This window comes from Thauera butanivorans, assembly GCF_048398245.1.
In the GTDB taxonomy this organism is placed as follows: Bacteria; Pseudomonadota; Gammaproteobacteria; order Burkholderiales; family Rhodocyclaceae; genus Thauera; species Thauera butanivorans.
On record NZ_CP183038.1, the window covers coordinates 3,624,566 to 3,642,507 of the forward strand.

Consider the following 17,942-nt stretch of genomic DNA (forward strand, 5'->3'; position numbering starts at 1 on the left):
ACGAGGGCGACCGTCTCCGTAATGCTGCCCGAAGGGGCAGCCAGGTTTGCCTCGTTCAGACTCGCAGCGGAGACGACATGAAGATCCAGTTCCGACCCAAACTCCTCGACACCCTGCCCGGCTACGGCCGCGCAGGTTTCGCCCAGGACCTTTCCGCCGGCATCACCGTCGGCGTGCTCGCCCTGCCGCTGGCGATGGCCTTCGCCATCGCCTCGGGCATGACCCCCACCGCCGGCATCTGGACCGCGATCGTCGCCGGCCTGCTGATCTCGCTGCTGGGCGGCTCGCGGGTGCAGATCGGCGGCCCCACCGGCGCCTTCATCCCGATCATCTACGCCATCGTCGTCGATCACGGCGTGCAGAACCTGCTGATCGCGACGATGATGTCGGGCATCCTGCTGTTCGCCATGGGCGCGCTGAGACTCGGCAGCATGATCCGCTTCATTCCGCTGTCGGTGGTCATCGGCTTCACCAACGGCATCGCGGTCGTCATCTTCATCTCGCAGATCAAGGACTTCCTTGGCCTGCAGATCGACAATCTGCCTGGCGAATTCTTCGCCAAGATGGTCGCGCTGTGGACCGCGCTGCCGACCATCGACCTGCCCACCGTCGCCGTCGCCGTCGCCTCGCTGGCGGTGCTCGTCGTCTGGAACCGTCAGGCGAAGAAAGTGCGCTGGATGGCACGCCTGCCGGGACCGCTCGCAGTGCTGATCGTCATGACCGCGATCAACGCCCTGTTCGCGCTGCCGGTCGACACCATCGGCAGCCGCTTCGGCGGCATCCCGCAGGAACTGCCCACCTTCGGCCTGCCGGAACTGAGTCTGGGCACGCTCGGCAAACTGGTGACGCCCGCGCTCACCATTGCCCTGCTCGGCGCCATCGAATCGCTGCTGTCGGCCCGCGTCGCCGACAGCCAGATCGACGACCGCCACGACCCCAACCAGGAACTGATGGCACAAGGCATCGCCAACGTCGCCGCGCCGCTGTTCGGCGGCTTCGCCGCCACCGGCGCGATCGCCCGCACCGCCACCAACATCCGCACCGGCGGCCGCACGCCGGTCTCCGGCATCCTCCATGCACTGGTACTGCTGGCGATCGTGCTCGCACTGGCGCCGCTCGCCAGCGCCATCCCGCTCGCCACGCTGTCGGCCATCGTCGTCGTCGTTTCGATCAACATGGGCGAATGGCACGCCTTCGCGCCCAAGGTGCTGGCGCGCTATTCGCTGAGCTACCGCACCATCCTGCTCAGCACCTTCTTCCTCACCGTGGTGTTCGACCTGACGCTGGCGGTGGAACTCGGCATGGTGCTGGCCAGCCTGTTCTTCATCTACCGCATGTCCGACCTGACCCGCATCGAACGCGTGCCGCTGGAAGACTACTACGGCAACGAAGCGATGCAGCGCGAGGACGGCACCCCGCGCATCCTCGCCTACAAGATGTTCGGCAGCCTGTTCTTCGGCGCCGCCAACAAGCTCGAGAACCTGCTGCTGATGCAGCACGGCCACCCCGACGTGGTGATCCTGGATCTGGACAAGGTCATCAGCCTGGATACCACCGGGCTGGACATCCTGCAGACCCTGCACCGCAACCTGCAGAAGCGCGGCGCCCACCTGATCCTGTGCGGACTGAACTCGCAGCCGGGTTCGCTGGTGTTCCGCTCGGGCTTCATGGAAAGCCTGGGCGACGAGAACATCGCCGCCAACATCACCGACGCCCTGCTGCGCGCCCAGTGGCTCAGCGGCACCCGTCCGGAAGTCGCCTATGCCTGAACGGGGCGACCCGCAGCCAGCCGCCCGCCTGCTGCGCATCCACGGCAAGGTCCAGCGTGTGTGGTACCGCGCCAGCGCGCAGGCCGAAGCCACCCGGCTGGGTCTGCGCGGCTGGGTGCGCAACCGGCTCGACGGCAGCGTCGAAGCGCTGGTGATCGGCGCGCTGCCGGCTGTCGAAGCCTTCATCGGCTGGGCGCACAAAGGACCGCCGCAGGCCAGGGTCACGCGCATCGACGTCAGCGCGGCCGACGACGAAGCCACGGACGGATTCGAACAACGGCCGACGGCCTGAAGGCAGCCGCCTCCATTTCCTCCTTGCCCGATCGGCAGCCAGATCAACGGGCAGGCCGGAACCGGCCAACGACGTGAGCTCGCACTGCTGCCGTGCAGGCAGGCAGCAGCTTGCACGTACTTGCCCGGCGCCTGAAGCCTGCTGCGGCCCGAATGCCGCAGGTTCACGTTTTCTGCACATTTCCCTGACGTTTCGGCGACGCCGTCCGGCTCATAGTGCCGGCCGATGAACACCGCCAGCGCCTCCCCCGCCCCCTCCATCGCCGCTTTCCACCGCCCAGCCCGTTTTGCCCTGGCCGGCGGAGCGGCGACGCTCGTCCATTGGCTGTGCATGAGCGCGATGCTCGCCGCCGGCATCGATGCCCATGCCGCCACCGCGGCGGGCGCGATGGCGGGCGCCGCGGCCAACTATCCGCTGCAGCGCCGCCATACCTTCGCCAGCCGCAGGGCCCACCGCCGCGCCCTGCCACGCTACCTGGCGAGCTGCGCGCTCGCCTGGCTGGCCAACCTGCTGCTCTTCGCCGTGCTGCACGGCCCCGCCGGCTGGCCGCCCGCCCTCGCCCAGGCGGGCACCAGCGGCGCGATCGCCGCGCTCAACTACCTGCTCTACGCGAGGATGGTCTTCGATGAAGCCACAGATGCTCAAACGCCTGCCTGAACGGCACGCCCTGCCCACGCTCAGCATCGTCGTGCCGTTCTACAACGAACGCGAGGTGTTGCCAGCCTGCGTGGCACGGCTGGAACAGGTCCTCGATACGCTCGACCTGGACGCCGAACTGGTGTTCGTCGACGACGGCAGCCACGACGGCTCCGCCGATCTGCTGGCCGCCATGCAGCCGCGCCGCGCCGACCTCCGCCTGCTGCGCCTGAGCCGCAACTTCGGCAAGGAAGCAGCGATGAGCGCCGGCCTCGCGCATGCGCGCGGCGCAGCGGTGGTCGTGCTCGACGCCGATCTGCAGGACCCGCCGGAACTGATCCCCGACATGCTGGCCCAGTGGCGCGCCGGCGCCGACGTGGTGCAGATGCAGCGCCGCAGCCGTGCCGGCGAAAGCTGGCTCAAGCGCGCCAGCGCCCACGCCTTCTATCGCCTGCTGGCACGGCTGAGCCCGGCGCCGATTCCGCTCGACACCGGCGACTTCCGCCTGATGAGCCGCCGCGCGGTGGATGCGCTGCTGCGCCTGCCCGAGCGCAACCGCTACATGAAAGGCCTCTACGCCTGGGTCGGCCTGCCCACCGCGGTACTGCAGTACGACCGTGCCGCACGCCACGCCGGGCGCAGCAAGTGGGGCTACGCGGCGCTGGCCGGCCTGGCGCTGGAAGGCATCACCTCGTTCTCCACCGCGCCGCTGCGCCTGGCCACCATGGCCGGCGCGCTGACCGCGCTGGCAGGCGGGCTCTACTGTCTCTGGATCGTCGCCAAGGCGCTGCTGTTCGGCGATCCGGTGGCCGGCTATCCCTCGCTGGTGGCGCTGCTCGCCTTGCTGGGCGGCATGCAGTTGCTGGGCATCGGCATCGTCGGCGAGTACGTCGGCAAGACCTATCTGGAAGCCAAGCAGCGGCCGCTCTACCTGATACAGGATGAGCACCTGGTCCTCGCCGCCACCCGGATGGCCGAATGGAAGACGCGCCGCCATGCCTGATTCCAGCCGTCGGCCGACGACCGGATTCGGCCTGTTCTGGCTGCTGTGCGCGATACTCGGCCTGCGCCTGCTGAGCATGGCCGTACTGCCGATGAGCGACACCACCGAGCCGCGCTATGCCGAAACCGCCCGCCTGATGGCCGAGCGCGGCGACTGGATCACGCCCTGGTTCACTCCCGAGTTGCCCTTCTGGGGCAAGCCGCCGCTCTCGTTCTGGGCCCAGGCAGCGTCCTTGAAACTGTTCGGCGTGCATGACTTCGCCGCCCGCCTGCCGAGCTGGCTGGCCATGATCGGCATCCTGTGGCTCACGCTGAGGCTGGCGCGACAGCAGGGCAGCGAACGCCTGGCCTGGTGGTCCGGCCTGGTGCTGGCCAGCATGGCGCTGGCCTTCATCAGCGCCGGCGCGGTGCTCACCGACCCTTTCCTGGCTTTCGGCACCACCCTCAGCCTGGTCTCACTGGCCCTCGCCAGCCGCGGCCGGCGCGTACCGTGGGGCTGGCTGTTCTTCGTCGGCCTGGCGATCGGCCTGCTCGCCAAGGGGCCGCTGGCGCTGGTGCTGGTCGGCCTGCCCGGCACAGCCTGGCTGCTGTGCAAGGGCCGCTGGCGTCGCGCAGCGGACGCCCTGCCGTGGCGGGGCGGCAGCCTGCTGGTCGCCGTGCTGGTGCTGCCCTGGTACCTGGCAGCCGAACTGAAGACGCCCGGATTCCTGGACTACTTCCTGCTCGGCGAACATTTCCGCCGCTTCGTCGATCCGGGCTGGGCCGGCGACCTGTACGGCAACGCCCACCGCGAGACGCACGGCACGATCTGGCTGTTCCTGCTGTGGGCGAGCTTTCCCTGGGGCATCGCCGGCCTGGCCCTGCTGGCCCACCGCCTGTGCAGCCGTGCCGGCCGCGCCACGCTGCGCAAGGCACTGGCCGACGACGACGTGCGTCTGCTGCTGGCGGCCGGCTTCGCCCCGGCGGTGTTCTTCAGCTTTGCCGGCAACATCCTGTGGACCTACCTGCTGCCGGGCCTGCCCTTTCTCGCCATCCTGATCGCGCGCGGCCTGCTGCCGCTGCTGGATGCGACACCCGTGCGGCGGACAGCGCTGGCACTGGTGCTGGCAGTCCCGCTGATGCTCAGCGTGGCGGGCGTCCATCTTGCCCTGCATCCGCACACGCTGAAATCTGCCGCGCCGCTGATCGCCGCGCTCGAAGCACTGCCGGGCGGCAGCGTGGAGCGCCTGTACTACCTCGAGGACATGCCGTTTTCCGCGCGCTATTATTCGCGCGACGCCGCCCGCCGCATCGAGCGTGCCGAGCTGCTGGCGGCGCTGGCGCAGGCGGCCGACGGCTCTCCTCCTCTGTTCATCGCCGTCCGTCGACGCGATCTGGACTGGCTGGAACAAGCCGCCGGAACGCAACTGGCGGTACGCTACCGCGGCGCGCAACACATCCTGCTGCAGCACAACCCGCCGACGCCGCGCTGACGGCCAGGCCACTTTTACGAGACTGCCGATGCGTCTGCTGGTCATCGAGGACAACGCCGACATCCTGGCCAACCTGGTCGACTACCTGGGCATGAAAGGCTATGTCGTGGATTGCGCCGCCGACGGCCTCACCGGCCTGCACCTGGCGGCCACCCAGCACTACGACCTGATCGTGCTCGACGTCATGCTGCCTGGCGTGGACGGTTTCAGCCTGTGCGAACGCCTGCGCAACGGCGAACGCAAGAGCGTGCCGGTGATCATGCTGACCGCGCGCGACGCGCTGGCCGACCGCCTGCAGGGCTTTCACAGCGGTGCGGACGACTATCTGACGAAACCTTTCGCCCTGCCGGAGCTGGCCGCGCGCATCGAGGCCGTGCTCAAGCGCAGCCATGGCGGCATGCGCCGCGACCTGTGCGTCGGCGATCTGCGCTACGACCTCGACACGCTGAAAGTCAGCCGCGCCGGGCAGGGCCTGCATCCCGGCCCGATCGGGCTCAAGCTGCTCGCGGTATTGATGCGCAAGAGCCCGGCAGTCGTGCCCCGCGAAGTGCTGGAGGAAGCCCTGTGGGGCGACAACCCGCCCGACAGCGATGCGCTTCGCAGCCACATCCATGCGCTGCGCCAGCAGATCGACAAGCCTTTCTCCCGGCCGCTGCTGCATACGGTGCATGGCATCGGCTACCGCCTTGCCGATGGCTGAGCGCCTTTCACATCTTTTTCACTTGCCGTGCACCTTTCCTTGACCGCTGCCTGATTACCTTGCGTGGACTCTGCACCGAATGGAGTCCACCCCATGCCCCGCAACACCGCCCCAGCCGACGTCGAACTGCCATTCAGCGCCAAATACGACGCCGGGCATTCCGAGGCCTACCACGACAAGCATCTCAGCGGTCTGCGCCGTCGCCTGTCCAACCGCCGCGACCAGCAACTGGCACGCCAGGCCCTCGTGCTGGCCGGCGAGCCGCAATGGGTGCTGGACCTTCCATGCGGCGCGGGGCGCTTCTGGGAAGTGCTGGGCGAGCAGCCTGCGCGCCAGATCATCGCGGCCGACAACTCCGCCGCCATGCTGGACGTCGCGCTGCACCACTGTCCGGCAGGCCTGCGCGAACGCATCCGCCCGCTGCATACCTCGGCGTTCGCCATCGATCTGCCCGACCGTTCGGTCGACAGCATCTTCTGCATGCGCCTGCTGCACCACATCGGCGAGCCCGAACACCGCCTGGCCATGCTGCGCGAGTTCCATCGCGTCAGCCGCGATACGGTGATCCTGTCGCTGTGGGTGGACGGCAACTACCTGGCCTGGCGGCGCCGGCGGCAGGAAACGCAGCGGCAGCGGCGCGGCAGGACGGGCTACCAGAACCGCCACGTGCTGCCGCGCGCCACCGCGGAAGCCGAGTTCGCCAGCGCCGGTTTCGAGATCATCGGGCATCTCGATTTCCTGCCCCTGCATTCGATGTGGCGCGTCTATGTTCTGCGCCGCGCCTGAACGGCCCGCCGGGACGGCAATCGCGGGCAGGAACGACTTCGATTACTGGTGGACACTGCCGGGCGACTGGGTGGAAGAACCCAATGAACGGCGGAGCGGCTGGAGCGGCGTGATCCGCGCCGTGACCGGGAACGGCGTCGCCTACGTCAAGCGCCAGCGCAATCATCTGTTCCGCAGCCTGCGCCACCCGCTGGGCTGGCCCACGGCCAGCCGGGAGTGGTACTTCCTGCTGCAGCTGCGCGCGCTGGGCATCGCCGCACCCACCCCGCTCTTTCACGCCGTCCGGCATACGGCGGCCGGCATCGAAGCAGTGCTGGCAACCGCCGCACTGGAGGACTACCATCCGCTGCACGAACTGGAGGCATTGCCGGCGGACCGGCGCGCCACCGTCGCCGATGCGCTGGGCCAGACGCTCGGCCGCCTGCACCGCGAACGCCTGCAACACAGCTGCCTGTATGACAAGCACGTCATGATCCGCCTGCACCACGACGCTCCGCCCGATGTCGCGCTGCTGGACCTGGAAAAGATGCGCCGCCGCCTGACGCCGGGCCAGGCGGCGCGCCACGACCTCGCCCAATTGCGCCGCCGCCAGCGCCTGTTCGACGATCAGGAGTGGGCGCGGCTGCTCGCCAGCCACGCCCGCGCCCTGGCCGGCGAGCGCTCGAGCCGTCGATGAAAACCTCGCTCTCGCGCCGGCTGTTCCGCACCTTCCTCGCCATCGGCTTCATCAACGTCGCCGTCACGCTGGTCATCATCGAGAGCGTTTACGACGACATGGAAGACAGCATCCTGCGGAACGAACTGGCATTGGAGCGGGCCTTCCTGGAGCAGCACGTCGGCGGCACGGAGGTCGAATCCCGCGACACGGCGCTGCTGACCACGCTGTACGTGCCCGATGGCGCCACCACCGAACTGCCGGAAATCTTCCGCAACCGCCCGGTGCCGTTCTCGGCCGAAGTGGAAGTGGCTGACAAGACCTGGCTCATCTCCATCGAGCGTGTGGCGGCGCCCGCCGGCGTGATCTACCTCGCCCAGGACATCACGCTGATGGAAAGCCGCGAAGCAGCGCAGCGGTTTGGGTGGGGCTTGTTCGCCCTGCTGGTACTCGGCCTGGTCGTGCTGCTGACGCGCATCGGCACCCGCCGCATCCTCGGCCCGCTGGAAGACCTCACCCGCCACATCGCGCGCCTGCAGCCCGGCTCGCCGGTCGCCCGCATCGACAGCCGCTACGAGGACATGGAGCTGGCCAACATCGCCGCCACCCTCAACCAGTTGCTCGATGCGCTGGACGCCTACGTCCAGCGCGAGAAATCGCTGGTCAGCCTGGCCAGCCACGAGCTGCGCACGCCGGTGGCGGTGATCTCCGGCGCGCTGGACGTGCTGGCGCAGCGCAATTCGCTCGGCGACGCCGATCGCCACACGGTGGCACGCATCCGCCGCGCTGCCGACGAGATGCGGGCCGATGTCGAAACCCTGCTCAAGCTCGCCCGCCGCTCGGGCGACAGCGACCAGCCGGAAGACCTCGACCTGACCGACAGCGTGCGCGCGGTCGTGGCAGAGCTGGAAGACGGCGCGCCGCAGCAGGCCGGACGCATCCGCTGCAGCCTGCCGAAGCCCGCGCCCGTCGTACACGCCGATCCGACCCTGGTACGCATGCTGCTGCGCAACCTGGTGCAGAACGCGGTGCGCCACACCGCCGGCGAGGTGCATGTCGAACTCGGCGCCAACAGCCTCAGCATCAGCGATGCCGGCGCGGGACTGCCGGAGCACATCCGCGCCCGCCTGAACGCGCCTGCGGGCCGTCTCGTGCCGGAAGACGGACTCGGCCTGTTCATCGTCCGCCTGATCTGCGAGCGCCTGGGCTGGCTGCTGCGGGTGCGCCGCAGCGATGCCGGCGGCACCGTGCTGGACCTGCTGTTCCTGCCCGATGCGGCGCGCAGCGCCCAGGAATGAAGCACGGCGCGGGCGCCCTCAGTTCGGATAGACGATTTCCACCGCCTCCGGCGCCAGCCAGTCGCGCAGGCTTTCCAGCAGCGCATCGTCCAGCCGCACCCGCCAGCCGTCGCCCAGCGGCAGCTCCGCCTCGGCGGCGGCGTTGCGGTAGTTGACCCGTACCGGGCAGCCCCCTTCGCGGAAGGGTTCGAGCAGGGTCTGCAGCTTGCCGGCGGCCGCGAGCGCGCCGCCGCTGGCCGCGACTTCGCCGTTGATGCGCACCTGCAAGGCGCGGGCGAAGCGGCTGCGCGCCTCGCCGAGCGTGAGCAGCCGGTCTGCAACGATGCGCAGGCCACCGGAGAAGTCATCGTTACTGACCTTGCCTTCGACCACCAGAATCTCGTCGGTGACGATCTTGCCGCGGTTGGCGTCGAGCACTTCGGAATAGACCGCGACCTCGCGCGGCTGGCTGCCGTCGTCGAGCTGAACGAAGGCCATCTTGCCGCGGTTGCCCATCTTGGTACGGGTTTCCATCACCACGCCGGCCATCATCGTGATGTCGCGCGAGGGCTCCAGTTGCGCCAGCGTGCGCCGCACGAAGCGGCGCACTTCGGGCTTGAAGGCGTTGAACGGATGGCCGGAGAGGAAGAAGCCGATGGCAAGTTTTTCCTCCTTCAGCCGCTCGCGCTCGGTCCACGGCCGGACCCTGGCGAACTCCGGCGCCGCGCCGGCAGCCTCCGGCATCATGTCGAACAGGCCCCCCTGCATGGCGTTGGCCGCAGCCTGCTCGGCGGCCTCCATCGCCAAGGCCACAGTCGCCATCAGTTGCGAGCGATCCAGGCCGGCGTGGCCTTCCAGCGTATCCATCGCGCCGGAACGGATCAGCGCCTCGATGACGCGGCGGTTCACCATCCTGCGGTCGACCCGTTCGCAGAAGTCGAACAGATCACGGAAGCCGCCCGCCTTTTCGCGCGCGGCGATGATCGCCCGCACCGCCGGCTCGCCCACGCCCTTGACCGCCCCCAGGCCATAGCGGATCGTCTTGCGATCTACCGGCACGAAGCGGTAGTCGGAGGTGTTCACGTCCGGCGGCAGCACCTTGATGCCGTTGGCGACGGTGTCCTCGAAGAAGATCTTGACCGTGTCGGTGTTGTCCAGGTCGGACGACATCGTCGCCGCCATGAAGGCGGCGCAGTGATGCGCCTTCAGCCAGGCGGTGTGGTAGGTCACCACCGCATAGGCCGCGGTGTGCGACTTGTTGAAGCCGTACTCCGCGAACTTGGTCATCAGATCGAAGAGCTGCTCGGCCAGCGCCGGGTCGTAGCCCTTCTGCTTCGCGCCTTCGGCGATGGTGGCGCGGTGCTTGGCCATCTCCTCCGGCTTCTTCTTGCCCATCGCGCGGCGCAGCATGTCGGCGCCGCCCAGGGTGTAGCCGCCGATGATCTGGCTGATCTGCATCACCTGTTCCTGGTACACGATGACGCCGTAGGTCGGCTCCAGGCAGGCTTTCAGGTCGGGGTGGAAGTAGTCGATCTCCTGCTGGCCCTTCTTGCGCAGGATGAAGTCATCCACCATGCCCGAGCCGAGCGGGCCGGGACGGTACAGCGCCAGCACCGCGATGATGTCCTCGAAGCGGTCGGGCGCGAGCTTCTTCAGCAGCTTCTTCATGCCCTCCGATTCGACCTGGAAGATCGCCGTGGTATTGGCGTCCTTCAGGATCTGGTAGGCGGCGGGGTCCTCGAAACCCAGGCTCATCAGGTCGGGCCGGCTGCCTTCCAGGCGCTCGACATACTCCAGCGCCAGCTCGATGATGGTGAGGTTGCGCAGGCCGAGGAAGTCGAACTTCACCAGGCCGACCGCCTCGACGTCGTCCTTGTCGAACTGCGACACCGGCGAGGCATCGTCGCCGTCGGCGATGTACAGCGGGCAGAAGTCGGTCAGCTTGCCGGGCGCGATCAGCACGCCGCCGGCGTGCATGCCGACGTTGCGCGACAGGCCTTCCAGCGGCTGCGCCAGAGCCCACAGGGTCTGGACCGCCTCGCCGTCGTTGCCGTCCTTCATCATCTCGCCGATCTGCGGCTCCATCTCGTAGGCCTTGTTCAGCGAGACGGGCTTGGCACCCTCGATCGGGATCAGCTTGGACAGGCGGTCGCACAGGCCGTAGGGCAGGTCGAGCACGCGGCCGACGTCGCGCACCACCGCCTTCGATGCCATGGTGCCGAAGGTCGCGATCTGGCTGACGGCGTCCTTGCCGTAGCGCTCGCGCACGTATTCGATGACGCGGTAGCGGTTGTCCTGGCAGAAGTCGATGTCGAAGTCGGGCATCGACACCCGCTCGGGGTTCAGGAAGCGCTCGAACAGCAGCGCGTAGGCCAGCGGATCGAGATCGGTGATGTCGAGCGAATAAGCCACCAGCGAGCCCGCGCCCGAGCCGCGTCCCGGCCCCACCGGCACGCCATTCTTCTTGCCCCAGCGGATGAAGTCGGCCACGATCAAAAAATAGCCGGGGAAACCCATCTGGATGATGGTGTCGGTCTCGAACTTGAGCCGCTCCTCGTAGCGCGGGCGCTGCTGCTCGCGCTCCTCGGGGTGCGGGTAGAGCTGTGCCAGGCGGCGCTCCAGGCCGATCTTCGCCTCCTGGACGAGGAAGTCGTCCAGCGTCATGCCGTCGGGCGTCGGGAACTGCGGCAGGAAGTTCTTGCCCAGCTGCACCGTCAGCGAACAGCGGCGGGCGATCTCGACGGCGTTTTCCAGCGCCTCGGGCATGTCGGCGAACAGCTCGCACATCTCCGCCTGGCTCTTCAGGTACTGCTCTTCGGTGAAGTCGCGCGGCCGGCGCTTGTCAGCGAGCACGTAACCCTGAGCGATGCACACGCGTGCCTCGTGGGCCTGGAAGTCCTCGCGCTTGAGGAATTCCACCGGGTGCGTCGCCACCACCGGCAGGCCGAGTTCGCCGGCGATCTCGAGCGCCTGGCGGATGTAGCTTTCGGTGCCCGGGTGGCCGGCGCGCTGGACCTCGATGTAGAAGGCATCCGGGAACAGCCGTGCCCAGTCCGCCGCCAGTTGCGCCGCCTGCGCGGGATTGCCGGCGGCGATCGCCGCGCCGATGTCGCCCTGCATCGCGCCCGACAGGCACAGCAGTTCGCTCGCCGCGCCGTTCTCGAACCACTCGCGCCGCATCTCGGCACGGCCGCGGTACTTGTTGTCGAGATAGGCGCGCGTCAGCAGCTCGCACACCTGGCCGTAGCCCGCGCGGTTCTTGCAGATCAGCAGCACGCGATGGGGCTTGTCGCGCTCGACTTCGTTCTGGATCCAGGCATCGACGCCGACGATCGGCTTGACGCCCTTGCCGCGCGCGGTCTTGTAGAACTTGACCATGCCGAACAGGTTGGCGAGGTCGGAGATGCCGAGTGCCGGCATGCCGTCGGCCGCGGCGGCAGCGACGGCCTGGTCGATCTGGACGATGCCGTCGGTGATCGAGTATTCGGAATGCAGGCGGAGATGGACGAAGCGCGGCTGCGGCGGCGAAGCTGGCGAGTCCTGGGAAAGCGTATTCTGGGAGGCAGTCATGGCGGCGATTTTACCCGAGCCCGCCGGCCCTCACCGCCCTCTGATTGCGCCCTCATCGTTCCTTCGTTGTTCCCGCCCGCTGCGCCCGGCTACGGCAGCAGGATGGTCGACCCCGTGGTCCGGCGCGCTTCGAGATCGAGATGGGCCTGCGCCGCATCCTTCAGCGCGTAGCGCTGGTTGACGGCGATGCGCAGCCTGCCCGCACCGACGGCCTCGAACAGCGCGGCGCTGCGCAGTTCCAGCTCCTCGCGCGTAGCGATGTAGTCGAACAAGGTCGGGCGGGTGACGTACACCGAGCCGGCCCGCGCCAGCAGCGCGCAATCGAAGGGCGCGACCGGCCCGGTGGCGTTGCCGAAGCTCACCATCATGCCGCGCCGCTGCAGGCAGGATACGGAGTCGAGGAAAGTGTCGCGGCCCACCGAGTCGTAGACCACCGCCACGCCCGCGCCGCCGCTCAGCTCGCGTACCCGCTCGGCGAAGCGCTCGCGCGAATACACGATCACGTGGTCGCAGCCGAGCGCTTTCGCCTGCGCCGCCTTGTCGTCGTTGCCAGCGGTGCCGATCACGGTCGCCCCCAGCAGCTTCGCCCACTGCACCAGGATGGAGCCAACGCCGCCGGCCGCGGCATGCACCAGGATGATGTCGCCCGCCTTCACCGGGTAGGTGCTGTGCAGCAGGTAGTGCGCAGTGAGGCCTTGCAGCATCATCGCCGCGCCCTGCTCGAAAGAGATCGCCTCGGGCAGGCGCACGAGGTGGTGCGCCTCGATGTTGCGCGCCTCGGCATAGGCGCCGAGCGGACCGCTGGTATAGGCGACGCGGTCGCCGGCCTTCAGTTCGGCCACGCCTTCGCCGACGGCCTCGACGACGCCGGCCGCTTCCATGCCCAGCCCGGACGGCAGCGACAGCGGATACAGCCCGCTGCGGTGATAGGTGTCGATGAAGTTCAGCCCCACCGCATGGTGCCGGACCCGCACTTCTCCCGCGTCCGGCGCCGGCAGCGCCACCTCTTCCCATTGCAGCACTTCGGGGCCGCCCGTACGGTGAAAGCGAATCGCATGCGTCATGTCCGTCTCCTGTGTGAGCGTGCGCGACGGCATTGCCTCAGCGCACGAGTGAGATACCGATGCGCCACTGGCCGCCGTTGTCCTTGTCGTAGTCGAGCAGGGTTTCGCCGTAGCCACCGATGTACTGCAGATGCAGGAAGGCGCCCACGCCCGAGAACACGCTGCGGCGCAGCGGCCAGGACAGATCGAACTGGCGGCGCATCTTGCCCGCCGTACCCCGGCGCAGCAGCGAAGTGAGCATCAGGCCATCGTCCCGGCCGTAGCGCAAGCCCAATTCGGCATAGCCGCGGTAACGAGCAATATCTGGATTGTCCTCGCGGTCGAGATAGGTCCATACCTTGGGTTCGAGGCCGAAGTAACTCACGCCGTCATCCAGGTAATGGCGCCCCTCGGCCTTCAGGAACAAGGTATCGATGCTGCGCGAATCCTCCTCGTCCTTACCGTTCGATTCATGCTCGTAGCCGCCGGACAGGGCAACGAAGCCGCCCCGCGCAGGGTCGGAGACCAGCCAGCGGTAGAACAGCGAAGGACGGAAGCTGGTGTCGCGGAAAGGTTTCGAATCCGACTGCAGATCCCACAGCGAAGTCTGGGTGAAACCGAAATAGAGGCCACGCGCGACCGGGAAATGCTCGCCGACGACACCCTGGTCGTCGAACAGGCGATAACGGAAACTGAACTGGAAGCGCGCCGAGACCGGATCCTTTCCGCCGACGAGGAAATACATCGGCTCATGGGCAGCGAGCGCCGAAGGCTGGACCGGCTCGTGATGCGTCGCCGCCGCCGGCACGACGGTTCCGCTGCGCGCGAGGTCGTTCGACTGCGCAGTCTCCGCCGGCATGCGGAAGGCCGCTCCCGCATCCATGACGATGCGGGCCGACGCCGCATCGGACAGGGACAGCGTGGCGAAGCCGGTGACCTCGGCCGGCCAGCGGCCGAGGTAGCGCCGCTGCCGCGTGCGCTCATCGGCCGCAGCGGCAGCGACCAGTTCGAGTGCGATGTGCGGGCCGCCGTCGGGCAGTTCGATCTGCGCCGCCAGACGCTCCGGCAGTTCCGCCCCATCCGCCGGACCGATGACCACGACATCGAAGCTGCGGCCCGGCACCACACGCGGCTCGGGCGATGCCAGCAGCCACCCGTCCGCCATCGCGGGCAGGTTCGTCAGGCCCAGAATGCATGCGAGCATGCAGCGGGCGAGCGGGGCATGAAACGTCTTTGAAGTTCGGCAGGACGACATGGACAGTGCCGGACGGGCACGCTTTCGGTAGTTGATCGAGCACCTGGGCGCCACCCGCGGAGATGGCGCCCGGCAGATTGGATTCAGCCCGCCTGTTCGGCGCGCGAGGCCTGCGCGTCCACCACCGCCAGAGCGGTCATGTTGACCAGGCGGCGCACCGTGGCCGAAGGCGTCACGATATGCACCGGCTTGGCCGCGCCCAGCAGGATCGGCCCCACCGACACACCGTCGCCATTGGCGATCTTCATCAGGTTGAAGGAGATGTTGGCGGCGTCGAGGTTGGGCATCACCAGCAGGTTGGCTTCACCCCTGAGGCGCGAATCCGGGTGCAGGTTGTCGCGAATTTCCTCGGACAGCGCGGCATCGCCGTGCATCTCGCCATCGACGTTCAGGTCGGGGGCGGTTTCGCGCAGGATCTCGCAGGCACGGCGCATCTTGCGCGCCGACACCGACGTGGAGCTGCCGAAGCTGGAATGCGACAGCAGCGCGACACCGGGCTCGATGCCGAAGCGGCGCAATTCGTTGGCCGCCATCAGCGCGATGTCGGCCACCTCTTCGGCGCTCGGATTTTCGTTGACGTAGGTGTCCGTGACCGCAAGCATGCGCTTGGTCAGCAGCAGCAGGTTCATCGCCGCGAACTGCTTGGCGCCGGGCGCCAGGCCGATGACGTCCCCGACCTGCTTCAGGTGGTAATCGTAGGAGCCGAAGGTGCCGCACACCAGCGCGTCGGCATCGCCACGGCGCAGCAGCATGGCGCCGATCAGCGTGGTGTCGCGCCGGATCTTGGCCTTGGCCAGTTCGGGCGTGACGCCGTCGCGGCTCATCAACTGGTAATACTCGGTCCACAGTTCGCGGTAGCGCGGATCGGACTCCGGATTGATGATTTCGAAGTCGCGTTCGGGTACCAGGTTGAGGCCGATCTTCTTGATCCGCATCTCGATCACTTCCGGGCGCCCGATCAGGATCGGCCGCGCCAGCCCTTCGTCGAGCACCACGCGCACCGCATGCAGCACGCGCTCCTCCTCGCCTTCGGCGTAGATCACGCGTTTCTGCTCGGCCGGCACCCGCTTGGCGGCGGAGAACACCGGCTTCATGACCATGCCGGACTGATAGACGAAAGCGTTCAGGCCCGACGCATAGGCGTCGAAATCCTCGATCGGCTTGGTCGCCACGCCCGAATCCATCGCCGCCTTCGCCACCGCCGGCGCGATCTTGACGATCAGGCGCGGATCGAAGGGCTTGGGAATGATGTACTCGGGGCCGAAGCTCAGATCCTGGCCGCCGTAGGCGCTGGCGACGACGTCGCTCGCCTCGGCCTCGGCCAGCTCGGCGATCGCCTTCACGCAGGCGAGCTTCATCTCCTCGTTGATCGTGGTGGCGCCGACGTCAAGCGCACCGCGGAAGATGAAGGGGAAGCACAGCACGTTGTTGACCTGGTTCGGGAAGTCCGAACGGCCGGTGGCGACGATGCAGTCGGGGCGCACGGCCTTGGCGTCGGCCGGCAGGATTTCGGGGTTCGGGTTGGCGAGCGCGAAGATCAGCGGCTTGTTGGCCATCCTCGCCACCATTTCGGGCTTCAGCACGCCGGCGGTCGACAGGCCGAGGAACACGTCGGCGCCCTCGATGACCTCGCCCAGGGTGCGGGCAGCGGTCTGCTGCGCGTAACGGGCCTTGGTCGGCTCCATGCTGGCCTCGCGGCCTTCGTAGATCACGCCCTTGGAGTCGCAGACGTAGATGTTCTCGCGCCTGAGGCCGACGCTGACCATCAGGTCGAGGCAGGCGATGGCGGCCGCACCGGCGCCGGAGCACACCAGCTTGACCTCGGCGATGTCCTTGCCCACCACCTTCAGGCCGTTGATGAGGCCGGAGGCCGAGATGATCGCGGTGCCGTGCTGGTCGTCATGGAAGACCGGAATCTTCATGCGTTCGCGCAGCTTCTTCTCGATGTAGAAGCACTCCGGCGCCTTGATGTCTTCCAGGTTGATGCCGCCCAGCGTCGGCTCGAGCGAAGCGATGATGTCGATCAGCTTGTCGGGGTCGTTCTCCGCCAGTTCGATGTCGAAGACGTCGATGTTGGCGAATTTCTTGAACAGGCAGCCCTTGCCTTCCATGACCGGCTTGGACGCCAGCGGGCCGATGTTGCCCAGCCCCAGCACCGCCGTGCCGTTGGTGACCACCGCCACCAGGTTGCCGCGGCTGGTCAGTTCGAAGGCTTCGGCGGGATCGGCGACGATCGCGTCGCAGGCCGCGGCCACGCCGGGTGAATAGGCCAGCGCGAGGTCGCGCTGGTTGGTCAGGCCCTTGGTCGGAACAACCGAAATCTTGCCCCGCGTCGGCGAACGGTGGTAATCGAGCGCAGCGGCGATGAAATCCTGATCCATGCTTGGGTTCCCTCTTGGAATGAGTGTGTTTTGTGAGCTGTGGCGGCGCTGCCGCCCGCCGCATCGCACTGCCTGGAAAAAAGCGAGGAAGCGCGCGCGATTCCGCCATCCGGGTGGGTTTGTTCTTGTTGGCCCGCACGCCGCACCCACCGGCCGTGCCGGCCGCAGGATACCCGGCAGAGTTGACGTTGCGGAAGTTTAGCTCAGCACACAGGCCTTTGGCACGGTGCTTCCCACTGATATCCACTATCCGCAAAAACCCCTGTCCATGCCGCTTTTTGGCAGAATGCGGGCTCCGATCGAGGGAGCGAAGAATGCGACGCGTGGTATTCAATCAGAAAGGCGGGGTGGGCAAATCGACCATCACCTGCAACCTGGCGGCAATCAGCGCCCAGCAGGGCAAGCGCACGCTGGTCGTCGATCTGGACCCGCAGGGCAACTCCACCCAGTACCTGCTCGGCGCCTCGGCCGAGGATCTGGATGCCACGCTGGCCGACTTCTTCGACCAGACGCTGAACTTCAAGCTCAACCCGCGCGGCACTTCCGACTTCGTCGTCGCCACGCCCTTCGAGCACCTGCACGTGATGCCCTCGCACCCGCTGCTCGAAGAACTGCAGGGCAAGCTGGAGTCGCGCTACAAGATCTACAAGCTGCGCGATGCGCTCGAAGAGCTGGCGGACGATTTCGACTGCGTCTTCATCGACACGCCGCCGGCCCTGAACTTCTTCACCCGCTCGGCGCTGATCGCCGCCGATGCCTGCCTGATCCCGTTCGATTGCGACGAATTCTCGCGCAAGGCGCTGTATTCGCTGCTGGAGAACGTGCAGGAGATCAAATCCGACCACAACCGCGAGCTGCAGGTCGAAGGCATCGTCGTCAACCAGTTCCAGCCGCGCGCCAGCCTGCCGCAGAAAGTGGTGCAGGAACTGATCGACGAAGGCCTGCCGGTGCTGCAGCCTTATCTGTCCGCCTCGGTCAGGATCAAGGAATCGCACGAGCAGGCGAAGCCGATGATCCACCTCGATCCCAAGCACAAGCTGTCGCAGGAGTTCGTCGCCCTGCACGACACCCTGGCGCGCAAGTACGGCGCCTGACGGCACGGCA

The 17,942-nt window shown here is 67.6% G+C and carries 14 protein-coding genes; 10 read left to right on the top strand and 4 right to left on the bottom strand.

The window, feature by feature from the left end; all coding sequences use genetic code 11:
* Positions 1-77: 77 nt before the first annotated feature.
* The 9 genes from ACNQFN_RS17555 (at position 78) to ACNQFN_RS17595 (ending at position 8,610) form a co-directional block, all read left to right on the top strand.
* Entirely contained in the window at positions 78-1,769 is a 1,692-nt protein-coding gene (locus ACNQFN_RS17555; RefSeq protein ID WP_418647103.1) for a SulP family inorganic anion transporter, read from the top strand.
* Positions 1,762-2,061 (top strand): acylphosphatase, encoded by a 300-nt coding sequence (locus tag ACNQFN_RS17560; protein ID WP_418647104.1) that lies wholly within the window; start codon positions 1,762-1,764, stop codon positions 2,059-2,061. Before ACNQFN_RS17555 ends, ACNQFN_RS17560 begins: the two co-directional genes overlap by 8 nt.
* Positions 2,062-2,286: 225 nt before the next feature.
* Positions 2,287-2,718, top strand: a complete 432-nt coding sequence (locus ACNQFN_RS17565) for a GtrA family protein (RefSeq protein ID WP_418647105.1) — start codon at positions 2,287-2,289, stop codon at positions 2,716-2,718.
* Positions 2,687-3,700: a glycosyltransferase family 2 protein gene (locus tag ACNQFN_RS17570; protein WP_418647106.1), complete on the top strand. Its 1,014-nt coding sequence runs from the start codon at positions 2,687-2,689 to the stop codon at positions 3,698-3,700. Before ACNQFN_RS17565 ends, ACNQFN_RS17570 begins: the two co-directional genes overlap by 32 nt.
* Positions 3,693-5,171 (top strand): ArnT family glycosyltransferase, encoded by a 1,479-nt coding sequence (locus tag ACNQFN_RS17575; RefSeq protein ID WP_418647107.1) that lies wholly within the window; start codon positions 3,693-3,695, stop codon positions 5,169-5,171. Before ACNQFN_RS17570 ends, ACNQFN_RS17575 begins: the two co-directional genes overlap by 8 nt.
* 28 nt (positions 5,172-5,199) lie before the next feature.
* Positions 5,200-5,871, top strand: coding sequence for a response regulator transcription factor (locus tag ACNQFN_RS17580; RefSeq protein ID WP_418647108.1), 672 nt, complete (start codon positions 5,200-5,202; stop codon positions 5,869-5,871).
* Between the two features lie 93 nt (positions 5,872-5,964).
* Positions 5,965-6,657, top strand: coding sequence for a class I SAM-dependent methyltransferase (locus tag ACNQFN_RS17585; RefSeq protein ID WP_418647109.1), 693 nt, complete (start codon positions 5,965-5,967; stop codon positions 6,655-6,657).
* The gene (locus ACNQFN_RS17590; protein ID WP_418647110.1) at positions 6,638-7,333 is read left to right on the top strand and encodes a lipopolysaccharide kinase InaA family protein; all 696 of its coding nucleotides are present in this window, start codon (positions 6,638-6,640) and stop codon (positions 7,331-7,333) included. Before ACNQFN_RS17585 ends, ACNQFN_RS17590 begins: the two co-directional genes overlap by 20 nt.
* Positions 7,330-8,610 carry an ATP-binding protein gene (locus tag ACNQFN_RS17595; RefSeq protein ID WP_418647111.1) on the top strand — a complete coding sequence of 427 codons (1,281 nt, stop codon included), beginning with the start codon at positions 7,330-7,332 and terminating at the stop codon, positions 8,608-8,610. Before ACNQFN_RS17590 ends, ACNQFN_RS17595 begins: the two co-directional genes overlap by 4 nt.
* Positions 8,611-8,628: 18 nt before the next feature.
* Here ACNQFN_RS17595 and dnaE read toward each other — a convergent pair whose 3' ends face one another.
* The 4 genes from dnaE to ACNQFN_RS17615 form a co-directional block, all read right to left on the bottom strand.
* Positions 8,629-12,159 carry a DNA polymerase III subunit alpha gene (gene dnaE, locus ACNQFN_RS17600; protein ID WP_418647112.1) on the bottom strand — a complete coding sequence of 1,177 codons (3,531 nt, stop codon included), beginning with the start codon at positions 12,157-12,159 and terminating at the stop codon, positions 8,629-8,631.
* 89 nt (positions 12,160-12,248) lie between these two features.
* Complete coding sequence (locus tag ACNQFN_RS17605; RefSeq protein ID WP_418647113.1) at positions 12,249-13,223, bottom strand: quinone oxidoreductase family protein; 975 nt, start codon at positions 13,221-13,223, stop codon at positions 12,249-12,251.
* A gap of 37 nt (positions 13,224-13,260) precedes the next feature.
* On the bottom strand, positions 13,261-14,406 hold the full coding sequence (locus ACNQFN_RS17610; protein ID WP_418647114.1) for a phospholipase A: 1,146 nt from the start codon (positions 14,404-14,406) through the stop codon (positions 13,261-13,263).
* 134 nt (positions 14,407-14,540) lie between these two features.
* Positions 14,541-16,838 carry an NADP-dependent malic enzyme gene (locus ACNQFN_RS17615; protein ID WP_068637521.1) on the bottom strand — a complete coding sequence of 766 codons (2,298 nt, stop codon included), beginning with the start codon at positions 16,836-16,838 and terminating at the stop codon, positions 14,541-14,543.
* A 314-nt stretch (positions 16,839-17,152) separates the two neighbouring features.
* Here ACNQFN_RS17615 and ACNQFN_RS17620 point away from each other — a divergent pair, with 314 nt between their 5' ends.
* Positions 17,153-17,932 carry a ParA family protein gene (locus tag ACNQFN_RS17620; RefSeq protein ID WP_418647115.1) on the top strand — a complete coding sequence of 260 codons (780 nt, stop codon included), beginning with the start codon at positions 17,153-17,155 and terminating at the stop codon, positions 17,930-17,932.
* Positions 17,933-17,942 lie beyond the last annotated feature (10 nt).